Origin of the sequence: Streptomonospora nanhaiensis (assembly GCF_013410565.1) — a bacterium.
In the GTDB taxonomy this organism is placed as follows: Bacteria; Actinomycetota; Actinomycetes; order Streptosporangiales; family Streptosporangiaceae; genus Streptomonospora; species Streptomonospora nanhaiensis.
This window is the reverse complement of record NZ_JACCFO010000001.1, coordinates 710,472-730,171: the sequence shown is the minus strand read 5'-3', so window position 1 is coordinate 730,171 and position 19,700 is coordinate 710,472. Positions and strand designations below refer to the sequence as shown.

General features: G+C 75.2%; 19 protein-coding genes. 5 read left to right on the top strand and 14 right to left on the bottom strand.

The genetic code is table 11. From position 1 onward, the window contains the following. The first annotated feature begins 123 nt into the window (after nt 1–123). A complete protein-coding gene (locus HNR12_RS03170) occupies nt 124–477 on the top strand; it encodes an ankyrin repeat domain-containing protein (RefSeq protein WP_179770368.1) in 354 nt (117 codons plus the stop codon). Between the two features lie 246 nt (nt 478–723). On the opposite strand, the gene HNR12_RS03165 is transcribed toward HNR12_RS03170, so the two are convergent. From HNR12_RS03165 to HNR12_RS03155, 3 genes are all read right to left on the bottom strand, one after another. Next, nucleotides 724–1,254, bottom strand: a complete 531-nt coding sequence (locus HNR12_RS03165; protein ID WP_179766028.1) for an NUDIX domain-containing protein — start codon at nt 1,252–1,254, stop codon at nt 724–726. An 80-nt stretch (nt 1,255–1,334) separates the two neighbouring features. Then, nucleotides 1,335–1,595, bottom strand: coding sequence for a hypothetical protein (locus tag HNR12_RS03160; RefSeq protein WP_179766027.1), 261 nt, complete (start codon nt 1,593–1,595; stop codon nt 1,335–1,337). After that, a complete protein-coding gene (locus tag HNR12_RS03155; RefSeq protein WP_179766026.1) occupies nt 1,592–2,230 on the bottom strand; it encodes an anthrax toxin lethal factor-related metalloendopeptidase in 639 nt (212 codons plus the stop codon). The genes HNR12_RS03160 and HNR12_RS03155 overlap by 4 nt, the downstream gene beginning before the upstream one ends. Before the next feature lie 140 nt (nt 2,231–2,370). Between HNR12_RS03155 and HNR12_RS03150 the strand changes: the two genes are divergently transcribed. Further along, complete coding sequence (locus tag HNR12_RS03150) at nt 2,371–3,351, top strand: EamA family transporter (protein ID WP_179766025.1); 981 nt, start codon at nt 2,371–2,373, stop codon at nt 3,349–3,351. Here the strand turns inward: HNR12_RS03150 and HNR12_RS03145 are convergent. Then, nucleotides 3,301–4,707, bottom strand: coding sequence for an amino acid permease (locus tag HNR12_RS03145; protein WP_179770367.1), 1,407 nt, complete (start codon nt 4,705–4,707; stop codon nt 3,301–3,303). The two genes, HNR12_RS03150 and HNR12_RS03145, sit on opposite strands and share 51 nt — an antisense overlap. A 223-nt stretch (nt 4,708–4,930) precedes the next feature. On the opposite strand from HNR12_RS03145, the gene HNR12_RS03140 reads away from it, so the two are divergent. From HNR12_RS03140 to HNR12_RS03130, 3 genes are all read left to right on the top strand, one after another. Continuing rightward, entirely contained in the window at nt 4,931–6,214 is a 1,284-nt protein-coding gene (locus HNR12_RS03140) for a histidine kinase (RefSeq protein WP_179766024.1), read from the top strand. After that, nucleotides 6,211–6,870, top strand: coding sequence for a response regulator (locus HNR12_RS03135; protein WP_179766023.1), 660 nt, complete (start codon nt 6,211–6,213; stop codon nt 6,868–6,870). Before HNR12_RS03140 ends, HNR12_RS03135 begins: the two co-directional genes overlap by 4 nt. A 396-nt stretch (nt 6,871–7,266) precedes the next feature. Then, nucleotides 7,267–7,713 (top strand): hypothetical protein, encoded by a 447-nt coding sequence (locus tag HNR12_RS03130; RefSeq protein WP_179766022.1) that lies wholly within the window; start codon nt 7,267–7,269, stop codon nt 7,711–7,713. A 417-nt stretch (nt 7,714–8,130) separates the two neighbouring features. Here the strand turns inward: HNR12_RS03130 and HNR12_RS03125 are convergent, their stop codons facing one another. The 10 genes from HNR12_RS03125 to HNR12_RS03080 all read right to left on the bottom strand — a co-directional run bounded on the left by HNR12_RS03125 (nt 8,131) and on the right by HNR12_RS03080 (nt 19,696). After that, nucleotides 8,131–8,709: a TetR/AcrR family transcriptional regulator gene (locus HNR12_RS03125; protein ID WP_179766021.1), complete on the bottom strand. Its 579-nt coding sequence runs from the start codon at nt 8,707–8,709 to the stop codon at nt 8,131–8,133. Between the two features lie 107 nt (nt 8,710–8,816). Next, nucleotides 8,817–9,560, bottom strand: a complete 744-nt coding sequence (locus tag HNR12_RS03120) for an alpha/beta fold hydrolase (protein ID WP_246425266.1) — start codon at nt 9,558–9,560, stop codon at nt 8,817–8,819. Between the two features lie 122 nt (nt 9,561–9,682). Further along, complete coding sequence (locus tag HNR12_RS03115) at nt 9,683–10,477, bottom strand: exodeoxyribonuclease III (protein ID WP_179770366.1); 795 nt, start codon at nt 10,475–10,477, stop codon at nt 9,683–9,685. A gap of 50 nt (nt 10,478–10,527) precedes the next feature. After that, nucleotides 10,528–11,550, bottom strand: a complete 1,023-nt coding sequence (locus HNR12_RS03110; RefSeq protein WP_179766019.1) for a tyrosine-type recombinase/integrase — start codon at nt 11,548–11,550, stop codon at nt 10,528–10,530. Nucleotides 11,551–11,626: 76 nt separating this feature from the next. Next, nucleotides 11,627–13,048 (bottom strand): heparan-alpha-glucosaminide N-acetyltransferase domain-containing protein, encoded by a 1,422-nt coding sequence (locus HNR12_RS29025; RefSeq protein WP_179766018.1) that lies wholly within the window; start codon nt 13,046–13,048, stop codon nt 11,627–11,629. 1,354 nt (nt 13,049–14,402) lie between these two features. Further along, a complete protein-coding gene (locus HNR12_RS03100) occupies nt 14,403–16,163 on the bottom strand; it encodes a thiamine pyrophosphate-requiring protein (protein WP_179766017.1) in 1,761 nt (586 codons plus the stop codon). Nucleotides 16,164–16,240: 77 nt separating this feature from the next. After that, nucleotides 16,241–17,431, bottom strand: coding sequence for an MFS transporter (locus tag HNR12_RS03095; RefSeq protein WP_179766016.1), 1,191 nt, complete (start codon nt 17,429–17,431; stop codon nt 16,241–16,243). A gap of 152 nt (nt 17,432–17,583) precedes the next feature. After that, nucleotides 17,584–18,180, bottom strand: coding sequence for a TetR/AcrR family transcriptional regulator (locus tag HNR12_RS03090; protein ID WP_179766015.1), 597 nt, complete (start codon nt 18,178–18,180; stop codon nt 17,584–17,586). A 112-nt stretch (nt 18,181–18,292) separates the two neighbouring features. Continuing rightward, complete coding sequence (locus HNR12_RS03085) at nt 18,293–18,661, bottom strand: nuclear transport factor 2 family protein (protein ID WP_179766014.1); 369 nt, start codon at nt 18,659–18,661, stop codon at nt 18,293–18,295. Nucleotides 18,662–18,772: 111 nt separating this feature from the next. Then, a complete protein-coding gene (locus tag HNR12_RS03080) occupies nt 18,773–19,696 on the bottom strand; it encodes a ribonuclease Z (protein WP_179766013.1) in 924 nt (307 codons plus the stop codon). Nucleotides 19,697–19,700: the final 4 nt, after the last annotated feature.

The following is a 19,700-nucleotide window of genomic DNA, read 5'->3' as shown; positions in this document are numbered from 1 at the left end:
CCGTGCGTCACCGCACCGCCCGCCCTCCACCCGTCCTAGGGTGGGGGCGTGAGCGAAGCACAACCACCCACCGACCCGGCCGACGACCCCGAGGTCGTCGAACTGGCCACCCGCGTCTTCGACATGGCCCGGCGCGGCGACACCGCCGCGCTGACCGCCTACCTCGACGCCGGCGTGCCCGTCAACCTGACCAACGACAAGGGCGACACCCTGCTCATGCTCGCCGCCTACCACGGCCACGCCGCCGCCGTGGCCGCGCTGTGCGAGCGCGGCGCCGACGTGGACCGCCTCAACGACCGGGGGCAGTCGCCGCTGGCCGGCGCGGTGTTCAAGGGCGAGGACGCGGTCGTCGACGTCCTGGTCGACCACGGCGCCGACCCGCGCGCGGGCACGCCCTCGGCCCTGGAGGCCGCGCGGATGTTCAACAAGGAGCACCACCTGCGCCGCTTCGGGGAGCAGGGCCCGGCCGCGCCCTGATCCGCGCGGGGCGCCGCCCCGCCGCGCCCCGCGCGGGGCGCGGCGGGGCGGCGCCCTGTAGCCGACGCGCTCGGCCGTCCGCACAGACGCGGCGTTCCACGGCTCGAAGTAGGCCTCGATCCGGAACAGTCCCGGCACCTGCCGGCCGAAGCCCCTCAGAGCGCAGAGGGCGTCGGCCGCGCAGGAGAAGCCACCGCACGCGGCGGGGGCGCATCGCCCCCGCCCGCGGCCGTGGCGACAACCGCCTCAAGCCCAGCCAACGGGCCGACCGCCCTCCAGGTAGGCGGTGCGCCCGGCGGCGTCGGCGGCCAGCGCCGCCTCCACCCGGCGCAGGCGCCCCGGCGGCAGCAGGCCGGGCAGTTCGGCGGGGGTGGCCAGCACGGCGGCGCTCAGCTCCTCGGCGGGCAGCCGCACCCGCGCGAAGCCCTCCTCGTCCACCGCCCCGGCGAAGACGTGCACCAGAGCCGGGCGGCCGTCGGGGTGGCCCGCCCCGGGCAGCCAGTCCAGGCACACCAGCCCGCGCAGCGCCGGGACGAACCCCAGCTCCTCGCCGCACTCGCGGCGGCAGGCCGCCAGCGGCGACTCCTGCTGCTCCACGACCCCGCCCGGCAGCGACCAGCCGGGCTTGTAGGTGGGCTTGACCAGCAGCACCCGGCCGTCGCCGGTGGTCAGCAGCGCGCCGGCGGCGCTGCGCGTACGCGGCAGGGACTCGTAGAAGGCGCGCTCGGCATCCGCGTCGGAGCCGGCCGGGGCGGGGGTGTCAGCGTCGTGGGCCATGGGAGCGACCCTACGCAGACCCGCGGCGGGCGCGCCCGCCGCCCCGCGGGGCCGACCGCGCGTTGGGGCCGGGGGAGGGCTCAGGCCGAGCGGCGGCCGTGCCGGGCCTCGTACCACTTGCGGAACTCCGCGCGCAGCCGCGCCGACTCCGCGGGGTCGTCGCGGCGGTGCTCCTCGTACTCCTCGGCGGAGACGGCGTGGGCGGCGTAGAAGTCGTAGCCGGGGTCGCCGGGGGACAGCACGTCCATGCCGCAGGCGATCACCGGGCCGGCGGGGTCGGCGAAGGACGCGGGGACGTGGATGGTGCCGTCCGGGTAGCGGATGGCGTAGACGCCGCTCACTGTGTCACCCCGTAGTTGTACTCGAAGTACTCCATCACAGCGTAGGCCAGAGAGACGTCTCCGGCCAGGTGCGAGACCAGCAGGTGCTCCTTGTGCGCGGCGGTCAGCGCGAACGCCTCGGCCCACCACTCGTCGCGCTTGTGCCAGTAGGCCGCCTTGAGCAGCGGCAGGCACGCCCGGTGCAGGTCGCGCCACTCCCGCGTCTCCGACATCATGCGGTCGGCCACGTCCAGCACGTGCCCCACCTCGTGCAGCACCAGCGACACCGACTGGTGCGGGCGCCCGCCGATGGCGACGACGCCGTAGCGGTAGATGCCGGTGAAGCGGTCGAAGGTGCGCGAGGCGGGGTCGTCGGGGTCGGTGGGCCGCCCCCGCAGGTGGCCCAGCCCGTCCAGGTCCACCACCGACCCCTCGCCCACGTAGATGCCCTCGACCTCGTCGATCACCCGGTCGGCGATGTGGAAGGGCAGGTTGGCCAAAGCGTCGATGTGGCCGATGACGGTGGGGTGGGGGCGGGTGCCGGCCGCCCACTGGCGGTGCAGCACGGTCTCCATCCGGCCCAGGTGGCGCCGGCCGTCGTCGGGGATGGGGACGACCCCGGGAGGGTGGGGGCCGCATTCAACGCGAGGTCGCACGCCCGCAGAATCTACCCCCCGCCTCCACGGCCCGGGCACCCCGGGCCGCCTTCTGGGCGCCTGGGGCGCCGGGGCTATGCTCTCGGCCATGTCCCCGCTCCCCCCACCGGTCGGATCACCGGCTGCCGGCGCGTCCTGCCATGGGTGAGGCACGGGCGCGCCGCCGCGCCTCGGGCCTGGCCCTGGCCGTGGCCTCGGCCCTGTGCTTCGGCGGCTCGGGCCCGGTGGCCCGCCCGCTGCTGGAGGCGGGCCTGGACCCCCTCCACGTCACCTGGCTGCGCGTGGCCGGCGCGGCGCTGCTGCTGGTACCGCTGGCCGTGCGCCACCGCCGGGTGCTGCGCACCCACCCCGCCCTGCTGCTGGCCTTCGGCGCCCTGCCCATGGCCGGGGTGCAGGCGTTCTACTTCGCCGCCATCAACCGCATCCCGGTGGGCGTGGCGCTGCTGATCGAGTTCCTGGGCCCGGTGCTGGTCCTGGCCTGGGTGCGCCTCGTGCGGCGCCGCCCCGTCTCGCGCGCCGCCGTGGTGGGCGTGGTGCTGGCCGTAGGCGGTCTGTCCTGCCTGCTGGAGGTCTGGGCCGGGGTGCGCCTGGACGCCGCGGGCCTGCTGCTGGCGCTGGGCGCGATGGTCTGCCAGGCCGCGTACTTCCTGCTGGGCGACGCCGCCGGCGACGACGTGGACCCCATGGCGGTGGTCGCCTACGGCGCCCTCATCGGGGCGGTGCTCATCAGCGCCGTGGCCGCGCCCTGGACCCTGCCCTGGCAGCGGCTGGCCGGATCGGTGGAGGTGGCCGGGGCGACCGTCCCGGCCGCGGCCTGCGTGGTGTGGCTGGCGCTGGTGACCACCGCACTGGCCTATGCCACCGGGGTGGGGGCCATCCGCCGGCTGACGCCGATGGTGGCCGGCGCGGTGGCCTACCTGGAGGTGGTCACCGCCATCGTGCTGGCCTGGCTGCTGCTGGGCGAGGCGCTCACCCCGCCCCAGGCGCTGGGCGCCGTCATCGTGGTGGCGGGGGCGTTCGTGGCCCAGCGGGCCGTGCCCGCCCCCGCCCCGGCCCCGCCCGACCAGGGCTCAGGCCCCGCCGGCCGGGGCGGCGCCTCCGCCGGCGCCGTCCGCGGCTGAGCCGGCCGACTCGGCGGGCGCGCCGGTGCCCAGGGGCTCGCGGGTGACCGGCGTGCGGCCCAGGCGCCGGCGCAGCTCATAGGCCACCAGCGTCACCGCCAGGGCCCCCAGCGTGGCGGCCAGCGGCAGCCGCTGCTCGGGCAGCAGCGCCATGGCCGCCATCACCGACAGCAGCCCCGCCAGCACCGCCCAGCTCACGTAGGGGAACCCCCACATGCGGAAGGTCAGCCGCTCGGGCTCCTGGCGGCGCAGCCGGCGCCCCAGCACCAGCTGGGAGACCACGATCGTGATGAACAGGACGAGCAGGATCGCGCCGATGGAGGCCACCAGGAACGGGAACACGGTCGTGGGCCACACGTAGTTGCCGATGACCGAGGCGTAGCCCACGGCGGTGCCCAGCAGGATCGCGCGCGTGGGCACCCCGCGCCGGCCCACCGTGGAAAGCCCGCGCGGAGCGTCGCCCTGGCGGGTGAGCACGTGCAGCATCCGCGAGGAGGTGTAGAGGGCGGCGTTGAGGACGCTGAGCACGGCCACGAACACCACGACCTCCATGATCAGCGGCGCGCCGGGGACCCCGACCTCCTGCATCACCGACACGAACGGGCTCTCCAGCACCTCGGCAGTGTCCCAGGGCAGCACGACCACCACCACCAGGATGGAGGCGACGTAGAACAGGGCGATGCGCCAGAGCACGTTGGTGGCGGCGCGCGCGACGTTGCGCTCGGGCTCGGCGCTCTCGCCCGCGGCGATGGTCACGATCTCCACCCCGCCGAAGGAGAACAGCACGACCACGGTGGCGGCCAGCACCGCGCCCCAGCCGTTGGGGGCGAACCCGCCGTGGGCCCACAGGTTGTCCACGGTGGACCCCTCGGCGCCGGGCCACATGCCCAGGGCGAACAGCCCGCCCATGATCAGAAAAGCCACGATGGTGGCGACCTTGATCAGCGAGAACAGCGACTCGGTCTCACCGAACGCCCGCGCCGACACCAGGTTGGCCCCGGTCATCACCAGCAGCAGGAGCAGCGACAGCAGCCACCCGGGCAGCGGCACCCACCCGGCCAGGGTGGCCGCGCCGGCCACCGCCTCGGCGGCCACCAGCACGCTGTACATCCACCAGTACAGCCACCCGATGCAGAACCCCGCCCGCGGGCCCAGCGCCATGCGCGCGTAGTCGGAGAAGGAACCGGCGGCCGGGCGGGCCACCACCATCTCGCCCAGGGCGCGCAGCGTCAGCAGCACCAGGGCCCCGGCAAGGGCGTAGGACAGGATCGCGGCGGGGCCGGCGGCGTTGATCACCGCGCCCGAGCCGATGAACAGCCCGGCGCCCACCGAACCGCCGATGGCGATCATCGCCATGTGGCGTCGGCGCAGCGTGTGGGCGAGTCCGGCGGTGCGGGTGGGCGCGGGTGCGGGTGTCTGGTCGGCGGTCACGGCCACCGAGGGTATCGGCTCCCACTCCTGGTGCGTACGCGCACCCCGCCGCCGGGCGCCGGCGCCCGGGCGCGGGGGAGGGGCGCCACCCGCCGCCTCCCCCGGCCGGGGGAGGCGGCGCGCCGCGCCGGCGTGGCAGGATCGTCGCGTGGACCTGCCGCGGCGCCTGGCCGCACCCCTGCTGAGCACGGCGACCTACGCGCGCTGGGCCCACCTCGTCCTGGGCGGGGTGGTGCTGCTGCCCTACGCCGTGGCCGCCGCGGTGCTGGTGTCCCTGCTGCTCACCGGCGGTACGGCGCTCATGGACCCCCAGGACGCCGGAATGACCTCGCTGGTGCTGGGCCTGCCCCTGGCGCTGGCCGCCGTGGTCGCCACCGCCTGGATCCCCGGGGTGCGCACCATGGAGGGCCACCTGGCGCGCGCCCTGCTGGGCGGGCCCATGGCCGACCACCAGGCGGGCGAGCCCGCCACCTGGCGCGGCCGCGTGCGCACCGGCCTGTGGCTGCTGGTCCACCTGGTTGTCGGCTTCGCCGTGTGCCTGGGCACCATGGTCGGGCTCACCGAGGCGGCGGGCCTGGCGATGGCGCCGCTGGCCGCCCAGCCCGAGCAGCTGATGCCCATGGGGGCGCGGCTGCTGGGCGGCCCCCCGGTGGCGGGCGGGCGCCTGTGGGCGGCGCCGCTGCTGGGCGCCGCCGTGCTGGCGGCCGTGGTCTACGCGGTGGCGCTGACGGGTGCGGGCATGGCGCGCCTGGCGCCGGTGCTGCTGGGCCCCTCGCCCGCCGAGCGGCTGGCCGCCGCCCAGCAGCGCGTGGAGGCCCTGGCCGAGCGCAACCGCCTGGCCCGCGAGCTGCACGACTCCATCGGCCACGCCCTGTCGGTGGTGACCCTGCAGGCCGGCGCCGCCGCGCGCGTGCTCGACGCCGACCCCGCCTTCGCCCGCTCGGCGCTGGAGGCCATCGCCGAGCAGGCCCGCACCGCCGCCGCCGAACTCGACCACGTGCTGGGGCTGCTGCGCGAGGAGCGCGCCGGCACCACGCCCCAGCGCGACCTGGGCGATCTGGAGCGGCTGCTGGAGGCCACCCGCGCCACCGGCACCCGCCTGGAGGCCCGGGTCGAGGGCGACCTGGCGCGGGTGCCCGGCGTGGTTTCCCGCGAGGCCTACCGCGTCTGCCAGGAGGCCATCACCAACGCGCTGCGCCACGGCGGACAGGTGCCCGTCTCCCTGCGGCTGCGCGCCGCCGAGGGCAGCCTGGAGGTGGAGGTCGCCAACCCCGCGCCCGCGCGCTCGCGCGCTCCGCGCCGCGGCGGCGGGCGGGGCCTGCGCGGCGCCCGCGAACGGCTGCGGCTGCTGGGGGGCACCCTGTCGGCCGGCCCCGACGACGACGGCCACTGGCGGCTGCGCGCCGCCGTCACCTGGAAGGACACCCGATGATCCGGGTCGCACTGGTCGACGACGAGGACCTCATCCGCGCGGGGCTGCGCGCGCTCATCGCCGCCGAACCCGACCTTGAGGTGGTGGCCGAGGAGGCCGACGGCGCCGGGGTGGTGGACATGGCCCGCCGCCACCGGCCCGACGTGGTGCTGATGGACGTGCGCATGCCCGGCCTGGACGGCATCGAGGCCACTCGCGCGCTGCTGCGCCGGCTGGATGACCCGCCCACGGTGGTGGTGCTGACCACCTTCGAGAACGACGACTACGTCTACGGCGCGCTGCGCGCGGGGGCCAGCGGGTTCCTGCTCAAGCGCAGCCGGCCCGAGGACATCCTCGACGCGGTGCGGCTGGTGGCCCGGGGCGACTCGGTGCTGTTCCCGGCGGCCATCCGCCGGCTGGCGGCGGCCCTGGCGCCGGAGCCGGGGCCCCAGGCGGGGCGCATCCAGACCCTGACCGAGCGCGAGGCGGCCACGCTGCGGCTCATGGCCCGGGGGATGTCCAACGCCGAGATCGCGGCGGCGCTGGTGGTGGGGGTGGAGACGGTCAAGACGCACGTCTCCAACATCCTGGCCAAGCTGGGGGTGCGCGACCGCACCCAGGCGGTCGTGGCGGCTTACGACTGCGGCCTGATCCGCCCGGGCGCGGACGCGCGCTGACCGGCGTGTCCCATTTGTGAATCTACGCCGTAAAGGCGGCTATTTGACTTTACTGCCGGACATCTGCTCCGCCCTCCGCCACCGCGCCAACGGCACCCGCACCTCCTACGGCGCCCGCGCCACCGCCTCGGCGTCGACCTCGGCCGGACTCAGGCGCGGCACGTGCACCAGGGCGTCGCAGGGCGGCGCGGGCGTCCACCCCGGTGTGCTCACCCCCGAGGAGGCCGCCGACCTCGTCCTCCGCGCCGCCCTGCGCCTGATGAGGCGTTGGCGCGGGCGCGCCAGGCGCGCGGGTTGGTCCGGCGGTGTGCGGCGCCCTACGCTGGCCCTGCCCCGGTCCCGCCCCCCGCGGACCGCCCGCGGCGGGGATCCCCCTGACACGGAGGACACCCGACGATGCCCCCTCGACCCACGCAGACCGCCACCCTGCGCCTGGCCCACACGGGCCGCGGCAACGACATCTCCAACGCCTCGGCCACCCAGGTGGACCGCCCGGCCACCGGCTGGGCCACCCACCCCCTCACCTGCCACGCCTGCGGCGAGCAGTTCACCGTCGAGGTATGCAGCCTGGCCGAGCTGTCCACCGGAGTGCGCCGCCGGCGCGTCCTGCAGGGTCTGGCGGGGCTGGGCGCCGGCGCCGTCCTCCTGGTGGTCTCGCTGCTCCTGGCGCCGGTGGCCGTGCCCGCCTCGGTGATCGTGGCAATCTTGGGCGGCATGGCGCTCGTCGTGGCCGCGGTGCACCTGGCCATCACGCCCTACTACCAGGGCATCGGCCCGCTGCGGCGCGTCTCCGACGGCCGCGCCCTGCACCTGCCGGGCCTGGCCGACCACCGGGTGTTCTAGCCGCTGAGGAAGTCGGCGCGGCGGGCCAGGGGAGCGCGGCGCGGGGGATACCGCCTCCAGTGCCGGAGGTGCCTACGGCGGATGGAGAGGCGGGGGAGAGGGCGCCCGCGCCGCTCGGTGCCGCACCGGGGGAGCGGGGGGGGCTCCCGGGCAAAGGGCGGGAACGGGAGCCCGGCAGAAGGCGTCGCGGGGCCGGTCGCGTGCCGGAGTCAGCGGTGACCGGTCTCAGGCATTTACAAATCTACGCCGTAAAGCTGCCGGTTTTAGAATAAAACCCTAAAAAACAAAAACCAACCACCATCGCCAGCGCCACCGGTCCTCACACTGCGGAACTTCATCAATTCGAACCGTAGTCACCATCGCGGCGATCGGTGTGGGACCGGAGGGCCTGCTCTGCCGCGAGGCCGCGACAGCCCCTCAGCCCTGGGGGAGCAGCGCCTCCGCGGCCCGGCGGGCGGTGCGGGCGGCCTCGGGGGCGCCCAGCACGGTGAACGCGACCGTGGCGCCCTCGTGCAGGATCAGCAGAGCCTCGGCGAGCGCGTCAGGGTCGCCGGCACCGGCCTCGGCGGCCAGGTCCCGGTACAGCCCCCGGGTCCACTCCTTCTGCTCGCGCGCCACCCGGCGGCCGGGGTGGTCGGCGTCGGGCAGTTCGGCGCAGGCGTTGACCATGGCGCAGCCGCGCGTGCCGTGCTCGGCCAGCCAGGCGCCCAGGGCGTCGAAGGTGGCGAGGATGCGCTCGCGCCCTCCGCCAACCCCCGCCAGGTGACCGGTGAGGTAGGCCCGCCACCGCTCGTCGCGTTCGGTCAGGTAGGCCACGACCAGGGCGTCCTTGGAGCCGAACCGGTCGTAGACGGTCTTCTTGGTGATGCCGGCGCGTTCGGCGAGCAGGTCCATGCCGACGCTGTTGATGCCGCGCGTGTAGAACAGCTCGTGCGCGGTGTCCAGGACGCGGCGCGCGGCCGGGGTCAGAGGGCGCGCGGCGGGCGGGGTGGGCATGGGCGGCCTCGCGGTCGGTGCGGCGGGTGCGGGATGCGGTTCACCGCGAGTATACCGACCGGTGGGGTTAGGTCGGGTGGTGCCGACCCGCCGCCCCCGACCCGCGCTCAGCGCTCGTCGGCCTCGGGCGGCGGGGGAGTCCCGCGCGACAGCCGCCCCGGCGGCACCGGGCGCGCCCGGGCGTGGCGCAGCCGCAGCAGCGCCACATCAGCCGCGTCGGTGATGATCTTGGTGAAGTTCTCCGGCTGGTCCAGATTCACCATGTGCCCGGCCCGCGGCACGTTGATCAGCCGCCCGTCCGCGCACGCGTCCAGGAACCGCTTCTCGTGGATGCGGAAGTGGTCGCGCGACCCGTTGACCAGCCACACCGGCCCCGGGTAGGACCCCAGCGCCCCCAGCACGTCCATGTCGGTGATCTCGTCGATGGCGTCGCGCGCGGCCTCCATGGCCAGCCCGCCGTCCAGGACGGCCTGGGCGCCCTCGCCGCGCAGCATGAGCCGGTGGAACCGCTCGTTGACGGACTGGCCGCGGTCGGGCAGCCGGTCCAGCAGCGCGGTGGGGATCCGGTACACCTGACTGAGGGTCTGGTCGGGCCGGGCGGTGCACCCGGCCGCCACCAGCCCCGCCACCCGGTGGGGGATGGCCGCAGCGGTGGCGATGGAGACGAACCCGCCCATGCTCAACCCCACCACCAGGGCGCGCGGCCCCAGCGACTCCACGGTGTTGACGACCGCCTGCACGGCGCTGCCCAGGGTGAAGGACTCGCCGCGCCGGGTCCCGTGGCCGGGCAGGTCGCAGGCGATGGCGCGGCGCCCCTGGCGGGTCAGCTCCTCCAGTTGGGGCCGCCACATGCTGGCCGAGATCCGCAGCCCGTGGACGAGCACGATCGGCAGGTGCTCGGGCGGCTCCTCGGCGGCGGCCGAGCGCTGGGCGGCGGGTTCGGGGGCGCGGGCGGCGCGCGGGTCGGCGGTGCTCATGGCGCGTAGGTGACGGTGACGGGGGCGTGGTCGGACCAGCGCCGGTCGTAGGAGGGGGCGCGCTCCACGCGGGCCGCGGCGGCGGTGGCGGCCAGGGCGGGGGTGGCCAGGTGGTAGTCGATGCGCCATCCGGTGTCGTTGTCGAAGGCGCGGCCGCGGTAGGACCACCAGGAGTAGGGGCCGTCGGTGTCGGGGTGCAGGGCGCGGACGACGTCGACGTAGCCGGCCTCGTCGAGGAGGCGGTCGAACCAGGCGCGTTCGGCGGGCAGGAAGCCGGAGTGGGTGCGGTTGTTGCGCCAGTTTTTGAGGTCGGCCTGGCGGTGGGCGATGTTGAAGTCGCCGCAGACCAGGAGGTGGCGGCCCTGGGCGGTGAGGTCGCGGGCGCGCTGGGCCAGGTAGGGCAGGAAGGCGTCCATGAACCGGTGCTTCTCGTCCTGGCGGGGGGTTCCGGCGTCGCCGGAGGGCAGGTAGAGGCTGGCGAGGGTGAGGGGGCCCAGGTCGGCTTCGAGGTAGCGGCCGGAGTGGGTGAACTCGGGGGCGTCGAATCCGATGCGGTGGGTGCGGGGCCGGTGGCGGGTGTAGAGGGCGACTCCGGCGCGGCCGCGGTCGGCGGCGGGGGCGAGCAGGAGATGCCAGCCGGGCGGGTCGGCGAGGTCGGGGGGGAGTTGGTCGGGGGTGGCCCGGGTCTCCTGCAGGCACACGGCGTCGGCGTCGGTGGCGGCCAGCCAGGCGGTGAAGCCTTTCTTGGCGGCGGCGCGCAACCCGTTCACGTTGACCGTGGAGATCGTCATCGTCGCGGACACGTCGGCAAGGGTAGCCAATGGGGGCGGTGGGGCGGTGGTCAGCGGAGGGCGGGGTCGGTCTGGGTGGGGGCGGCGGGCTGGGTGAGCCGGCGCAGGGCGGTGTAGGTGCGGTTGGCGCGGGCGGCTTCGCGCTGGGCGGCGGCGGTGGTGTCGATGTAGGTCTGGGAGGAGGTGATGGAGGTGTGGCCGAGCAGGTGCATGATCTCGGTGACCGAGGCGCCGTCTTCGGCCAGTCGGGTGGCGAAGGTGTGGCGCAGGGCGTGGACGAGGGTGCCGCGGGCGACGCGGTCGTGGATGCCGGCGTGCTTGTAGCACTGGCGGACGAGGTATTGCAGGCCGCCGCGTTGGAGGGCGTTGCCGCGGTTGTCGACGAGGAGGGGGTCGGAGCCGCGCAGTCGGGTGGAGAAGCGCTGGGTGCGGGTGGCGAGGTAGTCGTCGATGAGGGCTTCGAGAGGGGGTTCGATGGGCAGGGATCGGGTGGTTCCGCCTTTGCCGTGGACGCGGATGCGGCGTTCGCCGGGGCGTCCGGAGATGGAGTCGATGCGCAGGCTGAGCATTTCGGCGGAGCGCAGGCCGGTGAGCAGGGCGAGGGCCAGGACGGCGAAGTCGCGCTGGGGCCAGGGGTCGCGGGCGCGGCGGCATCCGGCGGCAAGGGCGGCGAGGAGTTGTTCGGGGGTGTCTTCGCCCATGAGGGGTTTGGGCTGGTGGGGTTTGAGGCGGGGGCGGTCGACGGCGGGCATGGGGTTGCCGTCGACGGTGCCTTGGGCGACGAGGTGGCCGAAGAACCCGTTCCAGGTGGACCAGGCGCGGACGACGCTGGAGGGGGCGCGGTCGGCGGCGAAGGCGGCGAAGGCGCGGCGCAGGAGGGGGGCGGTGAGGTCGGTGAGGAGGAGTTGGTCGGGTGGGGTGTTGTGGGTGTGTGCGGCCAGGCGCAGGACGGTGGTGAGGTCGCGGCGGTAGGCGGCGAGGGTGTGGGGGGAGGGCTTGGCGGGTTGGCGGGCGATGAGGTAGTCCTCGACGGCCTCGGCCGCGGTGGTGGCGGGGTGGGGGCTGGCGGTCATGTGGCCCAGCATTCCCGATGGGGGCGGGGGGTTCACGTGTGGCGTGCCGGTGGTGGCGAAGATCGCGTGGGGCGGGTCAGGGGATGCGGGTGGCGGCCCAGGTGGAGATGGCGTGGAGGGGGCGTTCGAGGGGGCCGCGGCCCAGGAGGAGCCGCCAGAGGGTGGACAGGATGAGGGAGCCCCACAGGACGGTGGCGGCCAGGTCGGCGGTGAGGAAGGCGAGGGGGGTGGCGTCGAGGAGGGCGGTTTCGGCGGCCCACAGCAGCAGGACGTGGGCGACGTAGACGGTGAGGGCGAGGGCGCCGACGGCGGCGATGGGGTAGCAGACGATGCGCAGCAGGTCGCCGAGGAGCAGGCACAGGCCCAGGACGGCGATGGCGGTGCCGCCGGCGCCGAGGATCTCCAGGGGGGTGCCGCTGTGGGGGAGCGCGGTGAGCAGCCATACCCAGTCGTGGGTGGGGATGGTGCCGGTGAATCCGGTGGCGAAGGCGGAGGCGGTGTCGGGGTGGCCGCCGTGGTCGGCCATGGCGGCGGCGTTGTAGGTGGCGTCGAGGCGTTGGCGCCCGCCCATGAGGTCCATGGCGGCCCAGGAGGCGGTGTAGGCGAGGGCGGCCAGGGCGGTGCCGGTGGCGGTGAGGGCGGCGCGCACGCGTGTGGAGCGCAGGTCGAGGCGGCCGATGGCCAGGCCGGCCAGGACGTAGGGCAGCCAGGTGAGGGCGGGGTAGGAGCCGGTGAGCAGGAGGTCGATGACGCCGCTGCCGGAGAGGGCGACGAGGGGGTCGTAGGTGTTGACGGCGGCCGCGGCGTCGCGGAGGGGGCCTTGGTCGATCATGCGGCGCAGCCAGAAGGAGGCGAGGGGGCCGGCGAGGGCGAGGGCGGCGGCGCATCCGGCGACGATGCGCCAGCGCTCGTCGATGAGGGGGACGGCGAGGACGAAGTAGACGGCGTAGTAGGCGAGGATGACGGCGATGGGGGTGTCGAGCATGGTGAGGGCGACGCCCAGGGGGAGCATGGCCAGGCCGCGGATGAGGACGCGCCACAGGGCGATGCCCATGGTGTGGCCGGTGGCGGGGGTGGAGCCGCCGGAGATGAGGGCGATGGAGACGCCGGCGAGGAGGGCGAAGAGGGCGGCGGCGCGGCCGGAGACGAGGTCGGTGAGGGGGTTGGTGCCGTCGGCCAGTGTCCAGCCGATGCCGACGTGGATGACGAACATGCCCAGTACGGCGAGGCCGCGGGCGAGGTCGATGCCGTGCAGCCGCGGGGGCGCGGGGCGGGTGGGCGTGGTGGCGGGTGGGGTGCGGGTGGGCGTGGTCCGCCGGGGCGGGGGTTGGGGTCGGGGCTGCGCCGGCGGGGGTGCTGTGTTGTGGGGGGTGGTGGCGCCGGGTGCGGGGGGCAGGGGCGCGGCGGTGGGGACGTCCTGGTCAGCGGGGGAGTGGCCGTGGGGCGGGGTGTCGTCGGCGGCGCGGTCGCCCGGCGAGGTGCTGGTGCTGTTGGACACTCCTTGAGGATCCCCCGGTGGGGCGGGCATTACTGGGTTTTGGCCGAGTCGTGACCGGTTGTGGCCGATACGTGGTGGTGTGGGGGTGGGGGGTCAACGCGGGAGGGGGAGTGGACGTCGGCGGGGCCGGGTGCGGGTGCGGGTGCGGGTGCGGGTGTGGTGCGGGGGCCGGGTGGGTGCACGAGGGCGGGGGTTGAGGGGCGGCGTCGGGTGGCGGGTGCGAGGTGTCGGAGTCGGCCGACAAATCCCCGCGAACTCCCCCAAATGATGCATAACGCATTTTATGCATCAAATATGGGCAAGGTGCCGGTCAAGGGCGGGTGGTCGCGGGCCCGGTCGGGGACCGCCGCGCGCGCGGGCCCGCCTGGCCGCGGGAAGGGCGTGTGGCGGGCGGGGCGGAGGCGGTGGCGGACCCGGATCGGCGCGGCCGGACGGAGGGCCGGCCAGGCCGGCGGCGGAGCCTCGGACCGGATCGGCCTTGGGCATCCAGGGAGATCCAGGAACCCGCCGGAGTCCGCGTTCGGTCCGCCGGTGGCTCTGGGTGTTCTCAGGGCGTCGGCGGTTGGCGTTTTCGTGCCGTGCGGACGGCGGCGCGGCGGACCGGCGCCGCCGGGTACGCGGGCGGGTGTCGGAGGCTCGCGTGAACCCCTCTCCGCACAGCTGTCCAAAACGCCGATAATGTACATTATGTCAAGTAGCGGTCTTTTCCGGGGCCTTCCGTCCTCCCCCGACCACGCCTGCCGGTGCCGAGTTTGCGGCGGGCCGGAGCGCGAGCCGGGCGCCCGCGCCGTCCATCTCTCCGGGCGCGCCTGGCCGGTGTCCTCGACGCTGCTGCGGCGCCGGCGGTCATGGACCGCCCCGGCCCCCCGCGGCGTACCGCCGTGTGCCGCGCCGCGCCGCATCGTCGCGGCTGGGACGATGCGGCGCGCGACCCTGCCACGGGCGCGGTCGTCCGCGCCGGTTCGGCTCCGTGCGTCCCCGACCCCGGCACGGGTGAACCGGGGCGGATCCTTCGCCGGTGGTCCGCCCGGCCCGCGTCCCACAACCGGCGGCGCCTCGCGCCCGCCGGGATGGGGGAAGACCGCGCGGCCGCTCCCCCGCCGTCGCGTGCCCGGTGGCGGTCGTGCGCCAGTGCGCGCGGCCCTCGTGGGAATCGTGGTACTCCCCCGCGTCCCGCCGGGCCCGGACCTCGCCCCCGCGGCCGGCCGCGCCCACCGCTCCCCTCTATTCCGCATAACGGAAAACCGGTGGTCCCCTGTCGCCTCTTACCCGCCCGGCGGCCCGCCGGGTCGGGGCCGCCCCTCCCGGCCACGGCCCGCTCCGGGGTGCCTCTCCCCCGGCGGACTCAGCGGCCTCAGACGCGGGGCACGTGCACGCTGAGCACCGCCGAGCGGCCCGAGCGCACCGCCTCCAGGGCCTCCTTCAGGGCGCCGGGCAGCTCCTCGGCGCGGGTGAGGGTGCGGGCGTGGGCGCCGCCGGCGGCCGCGGCGATGCCGGGCAGGTCGGCCTCGGGTTCGAAGGAGACGTTGAAGTCGTCCTCGCGGGCGGCGACGCCGTCGGGGTGGACGCCCAGCGTGGAGAGCTTGGGCGACTTCCAGCCGCGGTTGTCGAAGATGACGGTGAGGGTGGGGGTGTTGTAGCGGCGGGCCACCCACTGGGCGGAGGCGGGCACGCCGAACAGGTAGGAGCCGTCGCCGACGAGGCTGACGACCAGGGCGTCGGGTCGGGCGAGTTTGGCGCCGATGGCGGCGCCGGCGTGCCAGCCCAGGGAGCCGCCGCCCGAGCCGATGAGGGAGCCGGGGCGGTTGGCGCGCAGGTGCTCGTTGACGGTGAGGTAGTTGGAGATGGCCTCGGTGAGGACGATGGCCTCCTCCTGCTCGTCGGCGAGGAGGTCGCGCAGCTGGGCGACGAGGGCGGCGGGGTTGATCGCGCCGTCGGGTGCGTCCTGCTGCTCGCGGGCGGTGAGTTCGGCGCGGCGGGCGCGGTGTTCGGCGGCCAGGGCGGTGCGCCGCTGGTGGAGGGCGTCGGTGTCGGGGGTGTGGTGGCGGGTGAGGTGGTCGGTGATCTGGTCCAGGGCGGTGGCGGCGTCGGCGCGGGCGAAGACCTCGGCGGGGATGTGCCAGAGGGGCATCTGCTCTTTGAGGGGGTCGGTGTCGATGGAGAAGACGCGGGCGTTGGGGTGGGGGGCGTTGTTGAGGGGGATCCAGGGGACGTCGGTGTCGATGGCGAGGATGGTGTCGGCGCGGGCCAGGACGGGGTTGGGGGCCTGGGTGTTCCACTGGTAGCCGGCGTGGAGGGGGTGGTCGGCGGGGAAGTTGAGCCGCATGGGGACCGATTCCAGGACCGGGACGGCGAGGTGTTCGGCGAGGCGGACCAGGGCGGGGACGGCGTCGGGGTTGCGGCCGAGGTAGGAGGTGACGATGAGGGGGTTGTGGGCGGTGGCCAGGGCGTCGGCGATGGTGCGGGTGGTGGCGGGGTCCAGGGCGGCGGGTGCGGTGGGGCTGTAGCGGTTGAGGTGGTAGGCGGGGTTGTCGGCGGTGGCGGGGTCGAGGGGGGCTTCCATGACCTCGCGGGCGCCGACGAGGTAGACGGGGCCGGCGGGGTGGCTGGTGGCGATCTGCATGGCGCGGTGGACGATCTGCTTGACGTTGGCGCCGGTGCGGATCTCGTTGTCGTACTTGGTGTAGCCGCGGACGATGCCGCGCTGGTCGTGGACGTCTTGGATCCACTGGATGAACTCGTTGCGGCTGCCGGTGTGCTCGCCGTGCTGGGTGGCGGGTGAGGCGCCGGCGAAGACGAGGACGGGGACGCGGCCTTTGGCGGCGTTGTGGATCATGCCGCCGATGTTCTGGGTGCCGCATTCGACGTGGACGATGACGGCCTGGGGGCGTCCGCTGATCTGGGCGTGGCCTTGGGCGGCGGAGAAGGCGACGCTTTCGTGGGGGCAGATGACCAGGCGGGGGAAGCGGTCTTCGGTGCCTTCGGCGCGGGCGCGGGCGTAGGCCTCGACGAGGCCGGGGTGGTCGCTGCCGAGGTTGGCGAAGACGTATTGGACGCCGGTCTGGGTGAGGGCTTCGAGGAAGGCGGTGCTGGTGGTGTAGGAGGGGTGGTTCATGGGGGTAAGTGAAGCATCCGCCTGGTGGGGGTGCTGGTGGCGGGGGCCGCGGGTGGTGGGCGGCCCCCGCCGGGGTGTTATCGGGTGGTGGCGGTGGGTGCGGGGTGGGTGGCGGGTGCGGGGGGTGGGGTGGTGCGGCGGCGGAGGAGGTCGGGGATGAGGGTGGCGATTCCGGTGAGGGCGAGGGCGGCGCCCAGCCAGAGGGGGCCGCGCAGGCCGTGGGCGGTGATGGCGATGCCGCCGGCGGCGGAGCCGATGATGACGCCCAGGGTGATGAAGGAGGAGTGGACGGTGGTGACGAGTGGGCGGTCGTTGGCGGTGCGCTGGACGCGGGTGATCATGGCGGGGTTCATGGTGACGCCGACCAGGCCGATGCCGATCATGGCGGTGATGGCGGGGAGGGGGTGGTGGGCCAGGAGGGCGAAGGCGGTGAGGAAGAGGGTGTTGGCGGCCAGTCCGGTGAGCAGGACGGGCAGGGTGTGGCGGTCGGCGAGGCGGCCGACGACGGTGTTGCCGATGACGGTGGCGGCGCCGTAGGCGACCAGGAGCCAGGGGACGGTGGCGGGGGGCAGGCCGGTGGTCTGGGTGAGGATGGGGTTGAGGTAGCTGAAGGCGGAGAAGGTGGCGCCGATGATGAGGGTGCTGGTGGAAAGGGCGAGCCACAGGCGGGGGTTGGTGAAGGCGCGCAGTTCGGTGCGCAGGCCGCCGGCGGGGGTGGTGCGCTGTCCGCGGGGGACGAGGGCGAGGGTGGCGGCTGCGGCGGTGAGGGTGAGGGCGGCGATGGCCCAGAAGGCGGCGCGCCAGCCGTAGTGCTCGCCGATGAGGGTGGAGGCGGGCAGGCCCAGGAAGGTGCCGAGCATGAGGCCGTTCATGACGACGGCGATGGCGCGGCCGCGCAGGTGGGTGGGGGCGAGTTGGGCGCCCAGGGAGAGGGCGACGCCGAAGAAGGCCTGGGAGGCGGCGCCGGTGATGATGCGGGCGGCGGCCATGGCGGTGTAGCCGGTGGCGGTGGCGGCGAGGATGTTGCCGGTGAGGAAGACGGCGAAGAGGGTGAGGAGCGCGGTGCGGGGGTGCAGGCGCAGGAGGGTGACGCTGAGGAGGGGGCCGCCCAGGGCCATGGCCAGGGCGAAGACGGTGATGAGGTAGCCGATCTGGGGGATGGTGGCGTCCAGGCCGCGGGCGATCTGGGGCATGAGTCCGGCGACGACGAACTCGCTGGTGACCATGGCGAAGATGCCCAGGGCCAGGATGTAGACGGCGCGTGGCATGGTGCTCCTTTGCGGGGGTGGGGCCGGGTGGGCCGCACCGGTTTTGGACTGTTCGGTACAGAATTGGGGCATGGGCGGGCGCGGTCCGTCGGCGCGGGGATGCGCGCGGCGGGCCGGGTGCGGGGCGGTGGGGGCGGGCGGGGCCCGGCGGGTCAGGGGGCCAGGGCCCGCAGGGCGGTGGCGGCGATGGACTCCAGCGCGGCGCGGTCGGCGCCGCCCTGGCCGGCCACCCGCATGCCGCCGATGACCGTGTTGAGGAACAGGGCGAGGTCGGCGGCGCCGGGCTGGGCGGTGATCTCGCCGGCGCGCTGGCCGGCGCTGATGGCGGTGCGCAGCAGTTCCAGGCGCCGCTGCTGGTCGCGTTGCAGCATGGCGTCGGTGGGGGCGTCGCGTCCGGCCAGTTCGACGGTGGTGTTGACGGTCAGGCAGCCCAGGCTGCGGCCCTGGGGGCGGTTGCCGGCCTCGGCGTCGACGATCATGGCCAGCAGGGTGCGCAGGCGCTCCAGTGCGGGGCGCTGCTCGTCCTCCAGGACGGCGGCCTGGGTGGTGGTCTTGTCCTGGATGTAGCGGGCCAGGGCGCGGCGGAAGAGGTCGGGTTTGCTGGTGAAGGTGTTGTAGATGCTGCTGCGGCCCAGGCCGGTGGCCTCGCACAGGTCCTGGGTGGTGGTGGCCTCGTAGCCGTTGGCCCAGAAGGTGCGCATGGCCGCGTCCAGGGCGCGGTCCTCGTCGAAGGTCTTGGGTCTGGCCATGGCCGGCACCCTAGCATGTTCTGTACCAGACGTTCCAAAACGGCCCGGACACACCGCCCGGCTTGAACCGGCCGGGGCGCCCGCCGAGGGACCCGCGCCCGGCGGGGCGCCCTCAGCGGGGGGTCTGCTGGTGGAAGACCAGCCGCCAGGCGCCGCCGCGGCGCACATAGTGGCTGCTGACGAGCGCGGAGTACTCCGGGGCGCCCGCGCGGTGGGCGACCACGCCGTAGGCGACCACGGCGGTGTCGGGGGCCGGGCGCAGCACGGCCACCTCCTCCAGGCGGTAGCGGCTCCAGGGCTGCCCGCCCATGGAGGCGATGATCTGCTCGCGGTCGGCCAGGCGCAGGCCGCCGGGCAGCAGCATCACCGGGTCGGTGTCGAGGACCTCGCGGTAGAAGGCGGTGGCCGCCGCGGCGCTGTCGGCCAGGGCCCGCCACCCGCGCTCCTCCAGTTCGGCTACCTCCTCGGGCGTGCAATCCATGCGTGCTCTCCTTCCCCGGGTCGGGCGCCCCGTGCGGTGCGGTCCGTCTCCACCTCTACCAGTCCCCCGCCCGCGCCCGGGCCCCTCCCCCGGCCGTGCGGTGCCGCGGGGTCAGCGGCGCGGGGGCAGGGGGATGCGGTCCAGGTCGGCGGCCAGGTGGAGGGGGCCGGAGAAGTGGGCGGCGGCCTCGGCGAGGAAGCGGGCGTCGTCGGCGGCCTCGTAGCGTTCGGAGATGTGGGTGAGCACCAGGCTGCGCACGCCCGCCTGGGCGGCGATGCGGCCGGCCTGGGCGGCGGTGAGGTGGCCGTAGGCGCGGGCCAGTTCGGCCTCGGTCTCCAGGTAGGTGGACTCGATGACGAGCAGGTCGGCGCCGCGGGCCAGGTCGACGGCCTGGGGGCAGGGGGCGGTGTCCATGACGAAGGCGACGGCCTGCCCGCGCCGGGGCCGGGCGCAGTCGGCCAGTTCCACGCGCCCGCGGGGGGTGTCCAGGTGGCCCTGGGCCTTGAGGCGGCCCACGTCGGGGCCGGTGACGCCGTGGTGGGCCAGGCGCTCGGGCAGCATGGTCCAGCCGTCGGGTTCGGCGACGCGGTAGCCGTAGCAGGGCACCGAGTGGCGCAGCGGGCGGGCGGTGATGGTGAGGTCGTGCTCGCCCTCCAGGCGGGGGTGCTCCCCGGCCAGCGGCTGGGCGATGACGGTGGGCCGCCCGGTGTAGGGGGTGGCGTGGCGCAGCCGGTGGAAGTAGCGGGCGCCCTCGGCGGGGAAGGCGACGCGCACGGGGTGGGGCACCTGGTCGCGGGCGATGCGCTGGATGAGGCCGGGCACGCCCAGGCAGTGGTCGCCGTGGAAGTGGGTCAGGCAGATGCGGGTGAGGGCGTGGGCGCTGAGCCCGGCCAGGCGCATCTGGCGCTGGGTGCCCTCGCCGGGGTCGAACACGATGCCGTGGGTGTCGAACCGCAGCACGTAGCCGTTGTGGTTGCGGCGCGGGGTGGGCACCGCGCCGGCGGTGCCCAGGACCAGGAGTTCACGCAGCGACACAGCA